Source organism: Photobacterium swingsii (assembly GCF_024346715.1).
Classification (GTDB): domain Bacteria; phylum Pseudomonadota; class Gammaproteobacteria; order Enterobacterales; family Vibrionaceae; genus Photobacterium; species Photobacterium swingsii.
The window spans coordinates 1,199,219-1,219,923 of sequence record NZ_AP024852.1 but is presented as its reverse complement, the minus strand read 5'-3'; the positions used below and the strand labels follow the sequence as shown (position 1 = coordinate 1,219,923).

At 44.1% G+C, this 20,705-nt stretch carries 18 protein-coding genes; 10 read left to right on the top strand and 8 right to left on the bottom strand.

Annotated features, from left to right (window positions below):
• Positions 1 to 16: 16 nt before the first annotated feature.
• From OCU77_RS05905 to yceD, 4 genes are read right to left on the bottom strand one after another with little or no spacing between them, the layout of a single operon-like run.
• Positions 17 to 973 (bottom strand): beta-ketoacyl-ACP synthase III, encoded by a 957-nt coding sequence (locus OCU77_RS05905; protein ID WP_048897004.1) that lies wholly within the window; start codon positions 971 to 973, stop codon positions 17 to 19.
• Positions 974 to 978: 5 nt separating this feature from the next.
• Positions 979 to 2,004 carry a phosphate acyltransferase PlsX gene (gene plsX / locus OCU77_RS05900; protein WP_084711668.1) on the bottom strand — a complete coding sequence of 342 codons (1,026 nt, stop codon included), beginning with the start codon at positions 2,002 to 2,004 and terminating at the stop codon, positions 979 to 981.
• Between the two features lie 9 nt (positions 2,005 to 2,013).
• Positions 2,014 to 2,184, bottom strand: coding sequence for a 50S ribosomal protein L32 (gene rpmF / locus OCU77_RS05895; RefSeq protein ID WP_048897003.1), 171 nt, complete (start codon positions 2,182 to 2,184; stop codon positions 2,014 to 2,016).
• 19 nt (positions 2,185 to 2,203) lie between these two features.
• On the bottom strand, positions 2,204 to 2,719 hold the full coding sequence (gene yceD, locus OCU77_RS05890; protein ID WP_048897002.1) for a 23S rRNA accumulation protein YceD: 516 nt from the start codon (positions 2,717 to 2,719) through the stop codon (positions 2,204 to 2,206).
• A 278-nt stretch (positions 2,720 to 2,997) separates the two neighbouring features.
• On the opposite strand from yceD, the gene OCU77_RS05885 reads away from it, so the two are divergent.
• Positions 2,998 to 3,579 carry a Maf family protein gene (locus OCU77_RS05885; RefSeq protein WP_048897001.1) on the top strand — a complete coding sequence of 194 codons (582 nt, stop codon included), beginning with the start codon at positions 2,998 to 3,000 and terminating at the stop codon, positions 3,577 to 3,579.
• Positions 3,580 to 3,729: 150 nt separating this feature from the next.
• On the opposite strand, the gene rluC is transcribed toward OCU77_RS05885, so the two are convergent.
• Positions 3,730 to 4,677: a 23S rRNA pseudouridine(955/2504/2580) synthase RluC gene (gene rluC / locus OCU77_RS05880; RefSeq protein ID WP_048897284.1), complete on the bottom strand. Its 948-nt coding sequence runs from the start codon at positions 4,675 to 4,677 to the stop codon at positions 3,730 to 3,732.
• Between the two features lie 646 nt (positions 4,678 to 5,323).
• On the opposite strand from rluC, the gene rne reads away from it, so the two are divergent.
• Both rne and OCU77_RS05870 read left to right on the top strand, forming a co-directional pair.
• The gene (gene rne / locus OCU77_RS05875) at positions 5,324 to 8,572 is read left to right on the top strand and encodes a ribonuclease E (protein ID WP_107302368.1); all 3,249 of its coding nucleotides are present in this window, start codon (positions 5,324 to 5,326) and stop codon (positions 8,570 to 8,572) included.
• A gap of 325 nt (positions 8,573 to 8,897) precedes the next feature.
• A complete protein-coding gene (locus OCU77_RS05870) occupies positions 8,898 to 10,457 on the top strand; it encodes a SulP family inorganic anion transporter (RefSeq protein WP_048897000.1) in 1,560 nt (519 codons plus the stop codon).
• Positions 10,458 to 10,592: 135 nt separating this feature from the next.
• Here OCU77_RS05870 and OCU77_RS05865 read toward each other — a convergent pair whose 3' ends face one another.
• Positions 10,593 to 11,084 (bottom strand): low molecular weight protein-tyrosine-phosphatase, encoded by a 492-nt coding sequence (locus tag OCU77_RS05865; protein WP_048896999.1) that lies wholly within the window; start codon positions 11,082 to 11,084, stop codon positions 10,593 to 10,595.
• Positions 11,085 to 11,176: 92 nt separating this feature from the next.
• Here OCU77_RS05865 and OCU77_RS05860 point away from each other — a divergent pair, with 92 nt between their 5' ends.
• The 6 genes from OCU77_RS05860 to OCU77_RS05835 all read left to right on the top strand — a co-directional run bounded on the left by OCU77_RS05860 (position 11,177) and on the right by OCU77_RS05835 (position 17,024).
• Positions 11,177 to 12,088: a D-alanine--D-alanine ligase gene (locus OCU77_RS05860; RefSeq protein ID WP_048896998.1), complete on the top strand. Its 912-nt coding sequence runs from the start codon at positions 11,177 to 11,179 to the stop codon at positions 12,086 to 12,088.
• A 182-nt stretch (positions 12,089 to 12,270) separates the two neighbouring features.
• A complete protein-coding gene (gene cobT / locus OCU77_RS05855) occupies positions 12,271 to 13,299 on the top strand; it encodes a nicotinate-nucleotide--dimethylbenzimidazole phosphoribosyltransferase (protein WP_048896997.1) in 1,029 nt (342 codons plus the stop codon).
• A gap of 2 nt (positions 13,300 to 13,301) precedes the next feature.
• Complete coding sequence (locus OCU77_RS05850) at positions 13,302 to 14,108, top strand: adenosylcobinamide-GDP ribazoletransferase (protein WP_048896996.1); 807 nt, start codon at positions 13,302 to 13,304, stop codon at positions 14,106 to 14,108.
• Positions 14,109 to 14,136: 28 nt separating this feature from the next.
• Positions 14,137 to 14,742 (top strand): cob(I)yrinic acid a,c-diamide adenosyltransferase, encoded by a 606-nt coding sequence (gene cobO, locus OCU77_RS05845; RefSeq protein WP_048896995.1) that lies wholly within the window; start codon positions 14,137 to 14,139, stop codon positions 14,740 to 14,742.
• Positions 14,743 to 15,041: 299 nt separating this feature from the next.
• Positions 15,042 to 16,400, top strand: coding sequence for an endonuclease/exonuclease/phosphatase family protein (locus tag OCU77_RS05840; protein WP_048896994.1), 1,359 nt, complete (start codon positions 15,042 to 15,044; stop codon positions 16,398 to 16,400).
• Between the two features lie 189 nt (positions 16,401 to 16,589).
• Complete coding sequence (locus OCU77_RS05835; RefSeq protein WP_107302367.1) at positions 16,590 to 17,024, top strand: phosphate-starvation-inducible protein PsiE; 435 nt, start codon at positions 16,590 to 16,592, stop codon at positions 17,022 to 17,024.
• Between the two features lie 85 nt (positions 17,025 to 17,109).
• Here the strand turns inward: OCU77_RS05835 and OCU77_RS05830 are convergent, their stop codons facing one another.
• Positions 17,110 to 18,432 carry an anaerobic C4-dicarboxylate transporter gene (locus OCU77_RS05830; RefSeq protein WP_048896993.1) on the bottom strand — a complete coding sequence of 441 codons (1,323 nt, stop codon included), beginning with the start codon at positions 18,430 to 18,432 and terminating at the stop codon, positions 17,110 to 17,112.
• A 367-nt stretch (positions 18,433 to 18,799) separates the two neighbouring features.
• Positions 18,800 to 19,858: a metal-dependent hydrolase gene (locus OCU77_RS05825; protein ID WP_048896992.1), complete on the bottom strand. Its 1,059-nt coding sequence runs from the start codon at positions 19,856 to 19,858 to the stop codon at positions 18,800 to 18,802.
• A 334-nt stretch (positions 19,859 to 20,192) separates the two neighbouring features.
• Here OCU77_RS05825 and OCU77_RS05820 point away from each other — a divergent pair, with 334 nt between their 5' ends.
• A complete protein-coding gene (locus tag OCU77_RS05820; protein WP_048896991.1) occupies positions 20,193 to 20,645 on the top strand; it encodes a CBS domain-containing protein in 453 nt (150 codons plus the stop codon).
• The last annotated feature ends 60 nt before the right edge of the window (positions 20,646 to 20,705 follow it).

The window sequence follows — 20,705 nt, the reverse complement described above, 5'->3', positions numbered from 1 at the left end:
TTCAGCAGCCATAAAATTAAAACTTAACCAGCGCAGAGCCCCAAGTAAAGCCACCACCAAACGCTTCTAGCAGCAAGGTTTGACCACGTTGGATTCTGCCATCACGTACTGCTTCGTCCAGTGCTGTTGGCACAGTCGCCGCAGAAGTATTACCGTGACGATCAAGGGTAACAACCACCTGATCCATCGACATCGATAGCTTTTTCGCTGTCGCAGAAATAATGCGTAAATTCGCTTGATGCGGAACAAGCCAATCTAATTCTGACTTATCCATGTTATTTGCTGCTAGTGTGTCTTTTACAAGGTTTGATAGCTGAGTAACGGCTACTTTAAAGACTTCGTTACCCGCCATGTAAAGCCACTTGTCATCGGTAAATGCTTCACCATGCTCTGGTGTTGCTAAGCTAAGCAAACCACCAAAGTGGCCATCTGCATGCAGATGGGTCGAAAGAATACCCGGCTCTTCACTTGCCCCAACAACAACCGCGCCAGCGCCATCACCAAACAAGATGATCGTGCCGCGATCTTCTGGATCACATTTGTGTGATAACGCATCCGCGCCGATCACTAACACATTTTTCGCCATACCGGTTTTAATGTGTTGATCTGCAATACTAAGTGCATATACGAAGCCAGAACATGCCGCTGCAATATCAAATGCAGGGCAGCCTTTTATATCCAGCATACCTTGCACTTGGCAAGCTGCTGATGGGAATGCATGGCTCGCACTCGTCGTTGCAACGATGATCAAGTCGATATCTTCTTTATCAATACCCGCCATTTCGATAGCGTTTAAAGATGCTTGATACCCCATAACCGCAACGGTTTCGTCTTCGGCCGCAATACGGCGCTCACGAATACCTGTACGTGCAACAATCCACTCGTCGGTCGTCTCGACCATTTGTTCTAAATCGGCGTTGGTACGCACTTGTGCTGGTAGGTAACTACCAGTACCTAAAATTTTACTGTTCATGAAAATCAATAAGGCCTCTCGAGTAAGACTTCTTCCAAACGATGACTGATTTTTTTCGGTATTTGTCGTTTGACCTCGTGTACAGCTTCACCTATGGCATAAGTAAAAGCTGCAATATCGGCACTTCCGTGGCTTTTCACCACAATACCGCGCAATCCTAGCAGACTTGCACCATTATACTGGTCGGGGTTCAACTGTTTAAGGTTTTGGAATAGGTCACTAAACAACCATTTGGCCAATAAACCTTTTATTGGATTACTACTCACGGCTTTTTTAAAGCTAGAGATAAATAAGTCCGCGACGCCTTCACTTGTTTTCAAGCAAACATTACCGACAAATCCATCACAAACCACAACATCCGCCTTATCAGAGTAAAGCTGATCACCTTCCAAGTAGCCAATAAAATGAATATCTGGTGATTGATGTAACATCTCTGCACAACGCTTCACTAAATCGTTGCCTTTGATCTCTTCCTCACCAATATTGAGAAGCGCAACCCGTGGCTTTTCAATATCACACTGTTCCGCCATCACAGAGCCCATCACTGCAAACTGGAACAAGGTATCGGCATCACACGATACATTTGCGCCTAAATCGAGCAACCATGTTTTGTTGTGATTCTTTGTTGGAATGGCTGATACCAAGGCTGGTCGTTCAACACCTGGAAGCTGTTTTAGTATATAGCGTGATAACGCCATCAAAGCGCCAGTATTCCCCGCACTCACACAAGCATCGGCGTTCTTTTCTGCAACAGCATCAATAGCCATACGCATAGACGTGCCCTTGCTATGACGCAATGCTTGAGACGGACGAGTGTTGTTTTCTATGATGTGTTCGCAATGAACAATACTGATTCGAGGGTGTGAAGCGTGATTATGGAGAGATAGTTGAGATGTGATCGCACTTTGATCACCATAGAATATAATTTTTAGCTCTGGGTATTGTAATAATGCCTGCACAGCGGCAGGCACTATTACTTGAGGACCGAAGTCCCCACCCATTGCATCAAGTGCAACGGTTAGACCACTCAAGGTTCAACCTTATTTGTTGATAACCTTGCGGCCACGGTAGAAACCGTCAGCTGTCACGTTGTGACGTAGGTGAGTTTCACCACTTGCAGCATCTACAGATACAGCTGAAGTTGTTAGTGCATCGTGTGAACGACGCATACCACGTGCTGCACGTGATTTTTTGCTCTTTTGTACGGCCATTAACCCTACTCCTGTTAAATTACTTACTTAGATTTTTCAATACTGCAAACGGGTTCGGACGCTCATCAGCAACGGGGATCTCACCAAAAGTCATGTTTCCGCTGGCTTTACAGTCAGCTTCATCATGCATTGCAACTTGTGGTAATTCTAACATTAACTCATCTTCGATAAGCTCAATTAGATTGATCTCGCCATTTTCGTCGACTTCCGCCGGCTCATAGGCTTCCGGGAACTCATCAACTGCCTCTGGTTTGAGGAGTGGACTAAAACAGAACTCAACACCGTATTTGTGTTGGAACTCTTCCTGGCATCGCTGACAGGTCAACGTCACTTCAACATCTGCACTTCCGCGCATGAAAGCAAGGTGACGTTGGTCAAAGTCAAATGATAAGGTGACGTTTGCATCACTTGTTACGCTCTGGACAGATTTCGCCAAACGCTCTAAAAGCTCAGCTTTGATGATGCCATCATAGTCGAGTCTTTTTTGTGCACTTCGAACGATATCGATCGTTAACGGTAATTTTACCTTTTGCATAGGGCGCGAATATTAGCCTTCTAATTTGTTTGAGTCAAAGGAAATGTGTGTGAATTACCAGCTTTTAACCAATTCACTCGGTGTTACCTAGTGAACCGTTATAAAACATGTCTATTTCCTGTTTATATCTTACTTTCGGCAGCACAATGAGTCACTTGTGAACAGGCCATTACACGGTGAAATAACCATCACTTTGTGTAGTTTTATTCATCAACAGCTGCGGATGCAGGGCAATAATATTAGAATACAGGCCATAAGCCTATAACGAGATTTACCCCATGCCACAGTCATTGCTTTTAGCGTCAACTTCGCCGTTTCGTAAAACCTTACTAGAAAAGTTTGGTTACCCTTTCGAAACAGCAAACCCAAATATCGATGAACAAGCGCTCAGCTCAGAGTCAGCAGAGCAACTGGTCATGCGACTGGCCGAGCAAAAGGCTCGAGCCTGTGCTGCAACCCATCCTGAGCACCTTATTATAGGCTCAGATCAGGTCTGTGTAATCAATGGTGAAATTATAGGTAAACCTCACACGATTGAAAATGCGTGCCGCCAACTTGCAAATGCAAGTGGTCAAGTGGTCACTTTCTACACAGGGCTTTGCCTCTACAATGCCAAAACCTGTGCATCTCAGGTTATTTGCGAACCCTTTTGCGTTCACTTCCGTGAGTTAACAACCCAAGAAATACAAAGTTATGTGGAACGTGAGCAGCCTTTATATTGTGCAGGAAGTTTTATGTGTGAAGGCTTAGGCATAGTGTTATTTGATCGCCTAGAAGGTCGTGACCCGAATACACTTGTGGGCTTACCCCTTATTGCCTTACGCGAAATGCTTGAAAAGCAAGGTATTCAGCTCCTATAACGGACCACTACAATCACTAATCACTCGGCTCATCAATCTATAAAATAAAAGAGAGGTAGCCTCAGCCACCTCTCTTTATTGTTTTTACTAGCCAAAGCTAGCTACCGCAATTATCGTCAATTCAAGAAAATAGGCGATAACAAACTAGCGTTAGCCTTTCACTCGCAGCTTCTCAACCGCTCGTTGCAATTTGTCTTCCATGGGTGCACTAATATCCATCGCCTCATCCGTTCCCGGGTGAGTAAATTTGATATTCGCAGCATGCAAGAACAAACGATCTAAGCCTGCCTTTTTGGTAAAAGCATCAAATCGCGGATCACCATAGCGATCATCCCACGCAATAGGATGGCCTGCATACTGGCAGTGAACACGAATCTGGTGCGTTCGACCAGTCACAGGGCTAGCTTGAACCAGCGTCGACTTATCCAAGCGCTCAAGTACTTTATAACGTGTATCTGATGCCTTCCCATTCGGGTTAACACGGACAATACTGTTTACTTCATTTTTTAGCAGTGGTGCAGTCACTTTTTTACAGCTGGCTTTCCACTCACCCATTACAAGCGCAAAGTAGTATTTCTGTACCGTTTTTTCTCGGAACTGTTCTTGCAGGCGACGTAATGCAGAACGCTTTTTTGCCACCAACAAAATGCCAGAGGTATCACGGTCGATACGGTGTACCAATTCAAGAAAACGCGCATCAGGACGTAATGCACGTAATGCCTCAATCGCACCAAACTTCAGACCACTACCACCATGAACAGCAGTACCCGAAGGTTTGTTGAGAATCAGCATGTGATCATCTTCATAGATAATGCACGACTCTAATTCAGCCACTTTATCGAGCTTAGTGCTTAATGGCGCTTGTGTTTCTTTTTCCGGCACCTTAACTGGCGGAACACGTACAAGATCGCCATCTTGCAATTTATATTCAGGTTTTATACGTTTTTTGTTTACTCGCACCTCGCCTTTGCGCAAAATGCGGTAAATCATACTTTTTGGAACGTTTTTAAGCCGAGCACGGAGAAAGTTATCGATCCGTTGGCCTGCAAAGTCATCAGAAATCTCGATGAAATGCACTTTTGGTTTATCTTCATTCATGGGCATGATTGTATACCCAAATGACTATTTGATGCTATGTTCATGAGTACTTTGGGTACAAGTCGCATGTAATACCAAAACCATCAATTAACTAAGCAGAAGATTGCACAGGAAAAAACACTTAATACTAGGCATAGATTACAGTTAGTAAGTTGTTCTAACGACAAAATCTATAACGCTGTTATCAGTGATTTTAACCCGCAAGAATGATTCGATAATTGATGGGATGGTATAAAGCAGATTGCCGCAAAAAATGCTGCCTGCTATCATTGCGTACTAAGTAGGATAATATGCCTACTTTTTTGACAAGGTGATGATTACCTCACCTAAACGACTAATATTTATGCAGCTTTAATAACGTACGCAGCAGATGGCGTAAGACGTTAAGCGTTTTTAGAGCATTATTAGCGTGTTTGATTAAAGAATTTTTATCGATGCGTAGATACAACCGCGTCGATGTGGTGATGCCGGCTGTTTATTTTCTGATTTAACCATCTGAAACAGCTGGCTAATAAGTGTTGCCGAAAAGCACTCCTGAAATCCCAGCCGTGAGGCTGCACTCATATACAGTCTTGGAGTCTGGCACCGTCGATAAAGAATCTCTGATCTACTCGCTATAACAACGACAATAAACGAGTACATTAAAATGAAAAGAATGTTGATTAACGCAACTCAGAAGGAAGAGTTGCGCGTCGCATTAGTTGATGGGCAGAAGCTGTTCGATCTTGATATCGAAAGCCCTGGCCACGAATCTAAAAAAGCAAATATCTACAAAGGCCGCATCACGCGCATCGAACCAAGCCTGGAAGCAGCGTTCGTTGATTATGGTGCTGAGCGTCATGGTTTCCTCCCTCTTAAAGAAATCGCGCGCGATTACTTCCCAGCTAATTACACTTACCAAGGTCGTCCAAACATCAAGGAAGTGCTAAATGAAGGCCAAGAAGTTATCGTTCAAGTCGACAAAGAAGAACGAGGCAACAAAGGCGCTGCGCTTACCACTTTCATCTCTCTAGCTGGTAGCTACCTTGTACTGATGCCTAATAATCCTCGTGCTGGCGGTATTTCTCGCCGTATCGAAGGTGAAGAGCGTACCCAACTTAAAGCAGCACTAAGCACATTAGAACTACCGCAAGGTATGGGTCTGATTGTTCGTACTGCTGGCGTGGGTAAATCAGCCGAAGAACTTGAGTGGGATTTAAACGTTCTACTTAACCACTGGAGCGCAGTAAAAGAAGCAGCAGATGCTGCTGAAGCCCCATTCCTGATTCACCAAGAAAGTAACGTTATTGCTCGTGCAATTCGTGATTACCTTCGTCGTGACATCGGTGAAATCCTAATCGATAGCCCTAAAATCTTCGACCGCGCACGCGATCACATCAAACTGGTTCGCCCAGATTTCTTGTCTCGTGTTAAACGTTACGAAGGTGAAGTGCCGCTATTTAGCCACTATCAAATTGAAAGCCAAATCGAATCTGCGTTCCAGCGTGAAGTTCGTTTGCCTTCTGGTGGCTCAATCGTTATCGACCCAACTGAAGCGCTAACCTCTATCGATATCAACTCTGCTCGCGCAACAAAGGGTGGCGATATTGAAGAAACAGCACTACAAACAAACCTTGAAGCAGCAGATGAAATTGCTCGTCAACTTCGTCTACGTGACTTAGGTGGCCTAGTTGTTATCGACTTTATCGATATGACGCCAGTTCGTCACCAGCGTGAAGTTGAAAACCGCCTACGTGAAGCCGTTCGTATTGACCGTGCTCGCGTACAAATTGGCCGTATTTCACGCTTCGGTCTGCTTGAAATGTCACGCCAACGCCTAAGCCCTTCTTTGGCTGAAGCTAGCCACCACGTATGTCCACGTTGTACGGGTACAGGTGTCGTTCGTGATAACGAGTCACTGGCACTGTCTATTCTTCGTTTAATTGAAGAAGAAGCATTAAAAGATAACAGTGCGCAAGTACTGGCTATCGTCCCTGTGGCAGTTGCATCGTACCTATTGAATGAAAAACGTCGTTCAGTACAGCACATCGAGAAGTTCCACAATGTTCGTGTCATCATTGTTCCTAATGCTGATATGGAAACACCGCACTTTGAAGTACTTCGTGTACGTGGCGGTGAAGAAAATGATGCACTTTCTTACCTGATTCCTAAGAATCTGGAAGCACTAAAAGAAGCGGAAGCGGCAGAACAACAACAGCCTGAGCGCATTGTTAAAAAACGCGAAGAGCCTGTACTTCAAGGCTTTGCTGCACCAAAACAACCAGCACCTACTGCTAAACCAGCGGCGAAACCTACTGCTGCTCCAAAAGCGGAAGAAGAAAAGCCTGGTTTGTTTAGCCGTCTATTCTCTGCAATTGCTAACTTCTTCTCAGGTTCTGCTGAACAAGAAACGGAAAAGAAAGAACAAGAGCAAAAAGATAACCGCCAGCGTCGTGACAACCGCAATAACCGCAACAACCGCAATAACCGTCGCGATAAGGACAACCGTCGCCGCAATAACCGTCAACAAGATGGTGAGCGTAATGACAACGAAAACCGTGAAAATCGTGAAAACCGCAATCCGCGTAACAACCGTGGTGATAGAAACCAAGGTGAACAACGCCAGCGTCGTAACGATAAAACGAAGCAAGAACGCCAAGATCGCAACGCTCAAGGTGATAAGCCGAACAAACAACGTTCGCCTCGTAACGAAGAAGCTAAAGAGCAAAAGCGTCAATCTCGTAAAGAGGAAGCGCAAGCTCAAAAGCGTCAGAAGCAAGAGCAACAATCTGTTGCCGCTGAAAACGTTCAAGCTGATGATCAACAGCGCGAACAAGCGAAAGCAGCGAAAGTAAAACAACGCCGCCAACGCCGTCAACTTCGTAAGAAAGTACGTGTAGCTGATGAAGCAGAAAGCGCAGTAGTGCAAGAGACAGCACAAGTTGAAGTACAAGCGCCTGAAGTTGTTGAAAAGCCAGTAACCTCACCTCTTCAAGAGATGGGTACTTCTATGGCGAAAGAAGCACAATCAGAAGCCGTACCTCAAGATCAAGTTGAGCAGCAAGCTCAAACTGCTGATCAAGACCAAGATGCAGAGCAGAACGAACGTGAAGGCGGTCAACGTCGCAACCGTCGTTCACCTCGTCACCTACGCGCAAGTGGTCAACGTCGTCGCCGTCTACGTGATACACGTGTTGAAAAACCATCTGACGAAGACGCTGTTTCAGATGCTATCGGCCACGCTGTTGCTGAGGCTTCAGACACGCTAAACGACATCGAAAACGTTGTTTCAGTTGTTGAGAAACCGCAAGCTGTTCGTCCTCGTACTGGCGTTGCATCACCAGAAATGGCGATGGGCAAAGTATGGGCTCGTGCACCTAAGCCTGCAGTGACAGCTGTTGAAACTGCACCGGTCGAGGCTGACGCTGTTGAAGCACCTGTTGCTGAAACACCAGTACAGACAGAAGCAGTAACAACATTGTCTGGCGTTGCTATGCCTGAATTAGCAATGGGTAAAGCTTTCCCGCTTCGTGACGATGCTATTGTTTCAGAAGATGCAGCCGCTAACGTTGAAGAAACAGTTGCTACAGAAGCAACGGTTGAAACAGCAGTAGCGCAAGAAGCACCTGTTGTTGAAACACCAGCAGTTGAAGCGCCTGTTACAGAAACAAGCATTGAACCCGTTGTTGCACCCGTTGCTACTCCAGCAGAGAAAGTGCTAGTAACCGCAACGTCACCTCGTGGTAAACACGCAGTAGCGATGATGGCAAAAGCACCAGCGCCTGTTGAAACAGCAGAAGCCGTTATTGTGGCAAGTGCACCACTACGTACGGAACGCCTACAAGCGCGCCAAGCAGGTAGCCAAACCGCAACAAGCAAAGCGACTGCACCAATGGCAAGCACAATGCTTAACTAAGCATTCAGTTTGCACAAAAAAAAGGCCATGCTCTGCATGGCCTTTTTGTTTTGAAAAATCCAGCAAACAGCCCAACACTTACTCCATATTGGATAAGAATGACTACACTTGATAGTTTGATAAGCCACATTTCAATCATATTGGCGTAATGAACAAATACGCTAGATTGATATAAACGTGATTTATCACTGCACAACACACATATTCGTCCGAATTGTATTAAAAGCAGGAATAAGTCAGCATATAAGTTGAACTAAATTTGGCTTTTCTGTAGGATTCGCGACTTTATATCCTCTTCCATAAGACAAAGCAGCCCTTATTAAACATGTTTGAATTCCCTCAATTTTCACGTCAGTCTGTAAAGAATGACGTTTTATCAGGCTTAACGGTCGCACTGGCTTTAGTGCCTGAAGCTGTTGCCTTCGCCTTTGTTGCTGGTGTCGACCCTATGGTGGGTCTATATGCAGCATTTATTGTAGGCTTAGTAACTGCAGTATTTGGTGGCCGCCCAGGTATGATTTCTGGTGCAACCGGTGCGATGGCTGTTGTCATGGTCAGCCTTGTTGCTGAGCACGGTATCGAGTACCTATTTGCCGCTGTGATGCTAGCAGGTGTACTCCAAATTCTTGCGGGCGTCTTTAAGCTTGGTAAGTTTATCCGTATGGTACCGCACCCTGTAATGATCGGCTTTGTAAATGGCTTGGCGATCGTTATTTTCCTAGCCCAACTTGGCCAATTTAAAGTACCGGATGCAGCAGGCACACTTCAATGGATGCAAGGCGCTGAGCTTTACACTATGTTAGGCCTAGTCGGTCTAACCATGTTCATCATCCACTTTCTGCCAAAAATCACGAAAGCAGTACCCTCTTCACTGGTTGCAATTATCACAGTAACAGCGCTGGTTCATGGCTTAGGCTTAGACTCTCGTACTGTTATCGATTTTGTCCGCTCGATGAGTGGCGATGCCGATGCAACACTCGCAGGTAGCTTACCAACATTTGCACTCCCACAAGTTGGCTTTAACTTAGAAACGCTGCAAATTATCCTACCTTACTCCTTAGTACTTGCTGCTGTTGGTCTAATCGAATCACTACTGACGCTAACGGTTATTGATGAAATGACAGGTACTCGTGGTCAAAGTAACCGCGAGTGTGTAAGCCAAGGTATGGCTAACGTAACTTGTTCAGTGTTTGGTGCTATGGGTGGTTGTGCCATGATTGGCCAATCAATGATCAACATTAACTCTGGTGGTCGTGGTCGTCTATCTGGTATCACAGGCGCTGTTGGCCTATTACTCTTCATTCTATTTGGATCGGCACTGATCGAAGTCATTCCACTAGCAGCACTTGTTGGTGTGATGTTCATGGTAGTGATCGGTACTTTTGAGTGGGCAAGCTTGAAGATGATGCGCAAAGTACCAAAACATGACTTCTTTGCCATTATTCTAGTAACCTGTGTAACTGTTGCTGCAGACCTTGCGTTAGCGGTTATCGTCGGTGTTATCTACTCAGCGCTTGTTTTTGCTTGGGAACATGCAAAGCACATTTACGCATCTACACACATTGATGAAAATGGCTCTAAAATTTATGAAGTCAATGGTCCACTCTTCTTTGGCTCTGCTTCTCACTTCCTTGAGCTATTTGATGCGAAAAATGACCCTAAAGATGTGATCATCGATTTTGCTAAATCACGCGTATCGGATCACTCTGCCATCGAAGCGATTGATACTATTGCAGAGCGTTACGCAAGCCAAGGTAAGACACTTCATATTCGTCATCTAAGCCAAGAGTGTCGTTCACTACTGAAAAAAGCTGGCAATCTGGTTGAAGTGAACCTAATGGAAGATCCAACCTACAAAGTAGCAACAGATACCCTAGGTGGTTAATCTCGTTCAGTAAATACGGTTTATCACCTCGTTTACTGCCTTGCTACACAAGGTGTTGCAAAGTAAGCTGCATAAACGCCCGCACTTGCGGGCGTTTTTATATCTATACATCAGATGTTTTTAATTATATTTCAGCTAGCCTTGTGAGCTAGAGCTAGTATAAGTTTGAATTGAATCAAGCAAGTGGTCGGCTGCATCTTCGACTAGATCCAAGACATACTCAAAGCCACGCGCACCACCATAATAAGGATCAGGTATTTCATCCCGCTCCCCTTCACCATAGCGCATAAATAACTCAACCTTGTCGTGTAAATGAGGAGGACAAATGGATAACACATCTTCTAAGTTATTGTTATCAGCAACCAATAACTTATCGAAGATTTCAAAATCAGCGGGTTGGATCGAACGCGCAGTAATACCAGAAAAATCGTAACCTCTGGCTTCACCGGCCGCAATAGAACGAGGATCCGGGCTACTTCCAGTGTGGTAACTGATAGTGCCTGCAGAGTCGACAACAACATTAAGACTACGCTCTCGTACTTTTTGCCTTAGTACGGCTTCAGCTGTTGGGGAGCGACAAATATTCCCCATGCAAATCACTAAAATCTTGTACGAATTATTAGACATAACACACTCCAATGTTAATATTGCCTCCCAATATGTGCATACAGTTTTGCTGTAACTACACACTTATATCACTATATTACGAGAAATCTGACGTGTTAAAGAAAATTGCAGTACTTTATGGTGGCAACTCAAGTGAACGTGCGGTCTCATTAATGTCTGGAGAAGCCGTATCCGCCGCGCTACAGCGTAAAGGTTATGATGTCGTTCCTGTTGATATTGATGAAAATTTTGATTTAACTAGCCTAAAAAGCCATAACATTGATAAAGCCTTTCTCGCTCTTCATGGCGGTATCGGCGAAGATGGGACCTTGCAGGCAGCTCTGAAAATGCTAAACATTCCTTATACTGGCAGCCATCACCGTGCTTCTGCTATTGGAATCGATAAGGGATTAACTAAAAAAGTATGGCAAGCAGCGGGAATCCCAACACCGCTATTTATTGAGCTAAATAAAGCCTACTACGAAGAAAGTCAATTAGACGAACGTGCCGATTCTTTTACTTTTCCTGTAGTCGTTAAACCTGTAACTCAAGGTTGTAGCATTGGTATCAATCAAGCAAATGATTTAGATGAATTGAAGTTCTTTGTTGATGAAGCCTTCAAATATGAAGATACCGTTATTATTGAAGACTATGTCCACGGCCGTGAATTTACTGTGAGTTTACTTAACGGTGTCGCTTTACCTGCCGTCGAGATCGATCACTCTCACTCTTTCTTCGATCACGCTGCAAAGTTCAGCGCCGCTGACACCAAATACCACTGCCCAGCCAACTTAACAGCAGAGCAAGAGAAAGCGATTCGTTCACTAGCTTGTCGTGCGTTTGAAGCCGTTGGCGCGACTGGCTGGGGCCGAGTCGATATCATGGCTGATCCTGACGGTTTCTTCTATGCCATTGAAGTCAATACAATCCCAGGCATGACACAACGTAGCGTCTTCCCACTTGCAAGCCAGCAAGTAGGACTCAACTATGATGATACAGTCGACGCAATCTTAAACAGTCACTAATTTTGCGCGGCAACATTATTAATAACACATTGGGAACGGTGTCCCCCCCCTTCCCAATGTATTAACCTTCCACTAGCACCTTTTCATCAACCCCGATAAAAAATACTCATTTTACATTGCCTTAAAGCTATGGCTGCCGCAAAATCCTTACTTAGACGCGTTTTAATAAGGAATTAGCCAGCATGTTTACCATCACTTCTCCCTCCCAAGAACATCACGAAGCTATCCAGCAAAGAATTGATACAAAAACCAAACCGCTTGGGTCGCTAGGGCAACTTGAAGACATTGCTAAACAAATCGCGCTAATTCAACAAACTGACACGCTATCAATTAAACATCCTTATATGTTGGTTTTTGCCGCAGATCACGGTATTGCAGCTCATGGGATTAGTATTGCCCCACAAGCAGTAACTCAGCAAATGGTGGCAAATTTTCTTCATGGCGGCGCAGCCATTAACTGTTTTTGCCACAGTAATGACATGGCTATGATGGTGATTGATGCAGGGATATTAGTTGAACCCGATGATCACCCAATGTTGAAAAAGCAACGCATTGCAGCAGGAACACTCGACTTTAGCCAACAAGCAGCCATGAGCCGTGAGCAAGCGATCACGGCAATAGAATATGGTGCAAGCGCAGTAGAAACCACTTATCAACAAGGAACAAATCTCGTAGCCTTTGGCGAAATGGGGATCGGTAATACAAGCAGCGCTACAGCCATTATGGCCAGTATTCTTAGCTTACCAATTGATGAATGTATAGGTCGTGGTACAGGTATTGATGATCAACAATTATCTCTCAAAGAACACCTGATCACACAAGGGTTGAATCGCCACCAAGCATCAATGACGGATCCAATCGCCATCTTAACTACTGTTGGTGGATTTGAAATCGCACAAATTGTCGGTGGTATGTTAAAGGCCGCTGAAAATAAGATGATTGTACTGGTTGATGGCTTTATCGCGACAGCTGCTGCTATGCTAGCGGTCGAAATGCACCCTGAAGCAAAAGCCTACTTCATCTTTTGTCACTGCTCACAAGAGGCAGGACACCAACGCATGCTAAACCACCTAGAGGCTTCGCCATTATTAAACCTTGGTCTACGCCTAGGTGAAGGCACAGGCGCTGCACTTTCTCTTCCACTTATTCGTTCAGCCTGTGCTTTTTATAATGACATGGCGAGCTTTGAGCAAGCAGGGGTGACAGTGTGAGCATGCAATCAGAAGCGTCCCCACACACGTTGACAGCGAAAGCGAGGTTGCAGTGGGAAATCTTCTTAGTGGCATTAGCTTTTTTTACCCGTATTCCTATACCCAAAGATACTCCCTACTCCGCTGATCGGCTCAATAAGGCCAATCGCTATTTCGGTTTAGTTGGTTGTCTGATTGGGACAATTAGCGCAGCGGTATATTTACTGGCTGTGCAATGCTTTCCAGCCAACATAGCCATTGGCTTTGCGATAGTTGCTAGCTTACTCATCACAGGTGCATTCCACGAAGATGGCCTTGCTGATGTATTCGATGGATTCGGTGGTGGCTGGACTGTCGAACAAAAGCTCGACATCATGAAAGACTCACGGTTAGGCACCTATGGTGCAGCAGCACTGATCATGATGCTTACCTTTAAATGGCTAGCACTGAGCGAACTGGCTGAATTGAATAAACTACTGCCTGCGATAGCTCTCTTTACACTTCACGGCTTAAGCCGAATCTGTGCAGCAAGTTTAATTTTTTCATACCCCTATGTTAGAGCAGATCAAAACAGCAAAGTTAAACCATTGGCCAACCAACAAAGTCCTTATGACCTGTGGGTTTTAATCTTCACTGGTTGCTTTATATTATTGCTACTCCCGCTTGCGCTAGCGACTGCGCTTGTTCTTATTCTTGGGCTAACGCGCTATGGCTGTGGCCTATGGTTTAAACAACAGCTGGGGGGATATACCGGGGACTGTTTAGGAGCAACACAGCAATTAAGTGAACTCGCGGGTTATCTCGTTATATTAGCGTTCTTCACTACATAACAAATAACTACAGCCAAAAGGAAGTCACATGGTCGACCACAATCAAAAAGATGAACGCTATAAAGCACGCCAACAAAAAGTCAAAGAAAGCGTCGATGCGAAAGTAAATGCAGCACAAATAGAAAAAGGGCTGTTCCTCATTATAACAGGCAACGGCAAGGGCAAGTCCACTTCTGGGTTTGGCACAGTCGCACGTGCTGTGGGACACGGTCTGCGCTGTGGTGTCGGTCAATTTATCAAGGGGACATGGGATTGCGGCGAACGTAACCTTTTGGAACAACATGATGTTACCTTTGCGGTTATGGCCACTGGTTTTACGTGGGAAACCCAAAATAAAGAAGCTGATAAACAAGCAGCACAAACCACATGGGCCGAATGCAAAAAAATGTTGGCCGATGAACACTACGATCTGGTATTACTTGATGAAATGACCTACATGGTTAATTATGGCTACATCGAGTTAGACGATGTTCTTACCGCAATTTCACAACGCCCAGCGCACCAGTCTGTGATCATTACGGGGCGAGCAGCACACCGCGATTTAATCGAAGTCGCCGATACCGTATCAGAAGTACGTAACATCAAGCACGCATTTGAAAGTGGAATAAAAGCTCGTAAAGGGGTGGATTGGTAGACTCAAACCTGGATGTTCCTCCGCCTAAAGCCACACATTCGTGGCTTTTATTTTATACCGCTCTCTAAGCCTTCTAGCTGGCAATGTTAGCCACTCTCTAGCAGCAAACTCATCAAAGCAAACGCTTGCATGATTAATTAACAATCAACCACTTAGCTATAAGATTGTCAATTAGATCGGATTTCAACCATACATCAAACCACTCGTTGATCTTGATCTCATTTTTCTGACAGCCAACAGAAAGAAGCTCATTAATTCTATAGCCTCTGTCGCATCAAACCATAGATGTGAATACGATAATGTTTTTGAAAAAATCGCTGCTAGCCGTGTCAATTGCTCTCACAACATTGAGTGGCTGTAATAGCAATACGCCGACTGAATATTCTGCTGCCCGCTTTGCAACATACAATTTGTCCTTTGATCGAGCGACATATGAGATCCTAGCGGATGAAATGTCGATGAGTCACACAGAACAAAGTAATTTGATCAATATGTTCAAGCAATCACCAGAGCGGTTAACAGAAGATCAAAAATCGACAGCGAAACGCATTATTCAAATTCGCAATGTGGCTGAAACTATTCAACGTGTTCGCCCTAACGCTTTTGTTTTAGCTGAATTCAATAACGATGGCGAAGGTAAAGACATGACAGCAATTAATGGCTTTCATGATAATTATTTAGCATATTCTCAAAATGACCAACGCCCAATCAACTTTACATTCAAAAAGAATGTCGCGACCAACACAGGTAGAGCCAGTGGATTTGACTTAGACCGCGATGGTAAGAAAACGGATATCAAGAATGATGCATGGGGTTTTGGCGGCTACCACGGTCAGTATGCGTTCGCAATTTTCTCTCAATTTGAAATTGATGAGAAAAATGTCCGCACCTTCCAAAACTTCAAATGGAAAGATATGCCAGGAGAAGAAAACCTAAAAATCATTGACTGCAAACTAAGTAAATCAGGTTGCCCGACCGGTATGAAAGAAGGTGATAATTGGTATTCTGACGAAGCTTGGCAGCAGATGCCATTATCCTCGAAAAACCACGTCGATGTACCACTGATTATTCCGACAAAAGCTGGCAATGAAGTTATTCACTTTTTGGTCTCACATCCTGCGCCTCCGATCTTTAACAATGTTGCCAACCATAACTACGAGCACAATCGCGCCGAGTTAAAATTCTGGGATGATTACATCAATGCCAAAAGCTATTTCTACGACGACAATGGCAAAACTGGCGGTTTAGCTGCAGGTAGCAAATTTATTATTGCTGGTGACATGAATGCAGATGCAATGAAAGGCGACGGCGATCGACTCACTATCGATAAACTATTAAAAAGTCCTTATGTAAACATCAACGCCACTGTTGGTGGTAAAAAACCAACCAGTAAAGGCGGCCCTGAGTGTTTCGATCTTGGTCACTGTAAAGCAGAAAACAGCAATACCCTCTACCCTGAAGCGATCACTAGCGTTTCTGGCTTACGCCTAGACTACGTTATCCCTTCATCAAATCTGAGTATCAATAATTCAGGTGTATTCTTTCCATCGAGCCGAGAAGAAGGTTACCACTTAGTTTTTGATAAAGAGCTCGGTGCAAGTAAAGGTGTGACATCAGATCACCGTATGGTGTGGATGGACTTAGATCTCACGAAATAACCCAGCCATTTATTCTGTATACAAAAGCCTCATACTATGAGGCTTTTTCATTTTAGAAATAAATATTCTTACTCTATTTTTGAATAGTGCGCATTTTTCTTTGCTTTTCGCTTAGGCTTTCTATAATGACGGCATGATATTACAAGGCGTTACTCTATCAGTATCAACGCCATCAGTGCCGGAGAAGCCATGCCTTCACATTTACCAAAAGCCTTTAGTGCTCGTTTTCTTAAAGTGTTTCATATTCTTGAAGCCATATTATTAGTCGCAATTACTTTGGCCACCTTGCTTGCCATGGTAAATGAATTCATTCATGTCTTTAACGAACAAAACATTCAGTTAACCGACATCTTACTCATGTTCATTTACCTTGAAGTGTTAGCCATGGTTCAACAATTTGTTGCCAACGGTAAAATCCCCGTTCGCTACCCTATCTACATTGCAATCATGGCAATTGCTCGTTACATCACTTTGGGCATGAAAGAGCTCGATGGTATGTTTGTCGTATGGTTGTCTTTAGCCGCCTTCATCTTAGCAGCTGCGACGCTACTCATTCGTATTGGCCACCACTATTGGCCTTACGAACAGGTAACGGATCCCTCTAAAATTCAGCCTGAAGATTGATAAACACCAATCCAATGCCATAAAAAAGCGGATACCTAGGTATCCGCTTTTTGTTACGTGATGTTCTATCTATTGTGTTTCTTGATTACACAACAACTTGTGCAATGGTATAGCCTATGCAACACGCAGATACGACACCAATTAAGCCCGGCACCATAAAGCTATGGTTAAAGTAATACTTACCGATTTTCGTTGTACCTGTCACATCGAAGTTACAAGTTGCGATGTCTGATGGGTAGTTTGGAATGAAGAAGTAGCCGTAAGTCGCAGGCATCAAACCAATCAATAATGCTGGGTTTAACCCCATTGCCATACCCACAGGTAGCATCATACGCGCTGTCGCTGCTTGGCTATTCACCACAACAGAGACAATAAATAGCGCGAGTGCGAATGTCCAAGGGTAACCTTGTACCATCTCAGTGATGCCCGATTTGAACGATGGCATCGCATATTGGAAGTAAGTATCACTCATCCATGCAATACCAAAGATAGCGATAGCAGCAACCATACCTGATTTAAATACTACCCCTTCTGGCACTTTCTGCACGTTTGTACGGGTTACTAGCAGGATAAGACCACCAAACGCCAACATCATCATCTGAATAATCAAAGACATTGAAATAGGCTTAGCATCACCGATGGTACGGATCTCTGGCACCATAGCGACAATAACAATCGACACTAAGGCAAGAACAAATAACAGCACCGCGTGCTTCGCTGAAGTTGGTAGCTTTTCGTCAAGCGACGTCGATGTAGTATGAAGGATTTTTTCACGCCAAATAGGATCTTCTAGGCGACGTTGGTACTCAGGATCATCCTCAAGCTCTTTACCGCGACGTAGGCTGTAAAGCGACAGCAAAATAGTACCTAGTAACGTTGAAGGTACAGTAACCATCAGAATCGTCAGTAAGTGGATACTTTCGTTAATACCTGATAGTTGTGCTAAATAATAAACAACAGCAGCAGAGATAGGACTGGCGGTAATGGCTAACTGGGATGCAACAGAAGATGCAGCCATTGGACGCTCAGGACGGATACCATTTTTCAGTGCAACATCACCAATGATTGGCATGATAGAGTACACAGCATGGCCCGTACCTAGCATGAATGTCATGGTGTAAGTCACTAAAGGACCAAGAATAGTAACGCGCTTTGGGTTACTACGCAGAATACGTTCTGCGACTTGCAGCATGTACTTAAGGCCACCAGCAGCTTCAAGAATCGAAGCACAAGTTACCACAGCCAAGATGATCAACATCACTGTAATTGGTGGTGATGTTGGTGGCATTCTGAAAATAAAGACTTCAACAACCAAGCCTAAACCAGATACTACACCTAGACCTATACCACCAAAGCGGCTACCTGCGTACAGCACAAGCAACAGGAATAAAAATTCCAAATACAACATGCTCGTTATCTCCCTATATCGATAAATGTCAGCTTCACAATGAAGCCGTTAATACTTTATAGGTAGACTGCCAGCACAATTACGCTGAGCTATTGATAAATATCAAATTGAGAAATTATAAAAATAATATGCAACGGTTATGTGAGCACTTCCTTAAAAACAACGTGCTGTAATTTCACATTCGCTACATGTTTTGGTTGGTTTATTTACCTTAGGGTTAACAGTACGCAACATTTAGCGCGGTGATATTTATGTGCTTGTTAAAATACAAAGCACTCAATATGCAACGAAAGGATTAAAAATGAGCAATTACACTTTAATGTGCTACAAAGTGTAACAACTCATTTGTTAACAGTCGTGAAGATTATTAACCTGCAATGATTGCCGCTTGAGCTGACCGTTCCAACTTAGGGCACTCCGCCTCGTGGCATAAATTTGCATCTATTGCCTGATTTCCCAATAACCGTAACCATAGTGCGGGAACATGCTTGATACGTACGTTAGGAGACTCTATGGCAATAGGTAAACCAAATTGCCACTCATGCCCCGTATTTTGCTGAGCAAATTGAAAGCTAAAAGGTAAATACTGTGCCACACCTAGACGAAGATCTGTCGCAGTTAGCCTATTTTCAATGTGTTGGTATTTAACAAAGTCTTGTGTAAATTGCTCTAACATCAGTAAGTGTTGGGGTTTATCCTGCAAAGGCCATTTCCCACGGTCTTTGGCGATAAAATCGATATGAGGATTGTCATCCAGTAACGAAGTTAGCCCTTCCCAGTATGTATCACCGTCAAGCACTACTATCCGCCAAAGCACGGTATTTAATGGTGTTGGTGCAATAAAAACAGGCTGTGCTTCAAGTGGCGTACCTACCAATTGATTTTCAACTCGATTTTCTACCATAGATAACGCAACAACTGACCAGGTTAAATATAAAGATGAAAGCCCTAGCCCAATGCCACATAGCTTTGCGCCCTTTTCACGCCACAATAAGCTCGCCAACACCATTACAACCAATGGGACGGTATAAATAGGATCGATGATAAAAATACTCGACACTGCAATACTGGCAGAAAGCGGCCAAAGCAGTTGTGTGCCATAAGAGGTGAAAGAATCAAGCAGTGGATGGGTTATCAAACAAGCGGCAACCAAGAACCATAAATGCATGAAAGAAAATACTGTGGGCTTAAACCGCTGCCAAACCAATGCCAACAGCCATGAGAAAGGCAGCAGCACAAAGATAGAATGGCTAAAGCCTCGGTGCTTCACCATATCAGAAACAGGATCGCCGTAATGAATAAGCACATCAAGATCAGGTAGAGTGCCCAGAGCAGCCCCCGCTAAAAGCACTTTAGGTGAACACTTCTTCCCTGCAATAAGACCGGCGACAGCCGCACCTAATGCCGCTTGTGTAACTGAATCCAAGTTTATCTCCTTTACAGCCCCACAATTAAGCTGGGGGGATATGACGGTTAGTTCCCTCTGACGTACTAGCCTTGCTAAGCCATAGATCAGGCGATCACTGAAAATATCTCATTCATTATGAATTGAATAACGAAATAGTAACAAATTTCATCCCCATTCCCTAAAACAAATAAAATCGTTCACAGGGGGATAGTTGGCAAAAGAGCTGAATGATTAACCAGGGCGTAAGAAAGTATATCCAAAAGTAAAAACGCGCTCTGAGTCGCAGTTAAACAAGGTACTTTTCGTTAGCGTTAGAGAGGCACATTGATTAAACCGATAAGGAACAATGCTAATGCCGACAAAAGTCTCAGAGTATATGACACGCAAAGTGATTACGATCACCGCTGAAACTGGCTTAAGAGAAGCTTTTTTTAAGATGCGAGATGAAGGTATCCGCCACTTACCCGTTATCAACCAAGATAATATAGTAATAGGTATGGTGAGTGATCGTGAACTTCGTCGACCAGGTTGGGTAGATGAAACCCCCGACATTGGTCATGACTATGCCCTCTCAGACGATTTGCACATTGGCGATGTAATGATTACTGATGTTATCCATGTGCGCACTTACGATACGCTAACCAAAGCGGTAGCGACACTACTCGATAACACAATAGGTGCAGCGCCCGTCTTTGATAAGACAGGCGATCTGGTTGGAATGCTTTCTGCGGTTGATTTACTCCGAGCCTTTCAAGATAGCTTAGAATCACAAAAGCAAAATAAGAAGAAAAAGGCAGCTGTTTAATCTCGCTAAGTATTAGGTCGATTAAGCCAGTTATTCGCTCATTCTGTATCACACTGACAG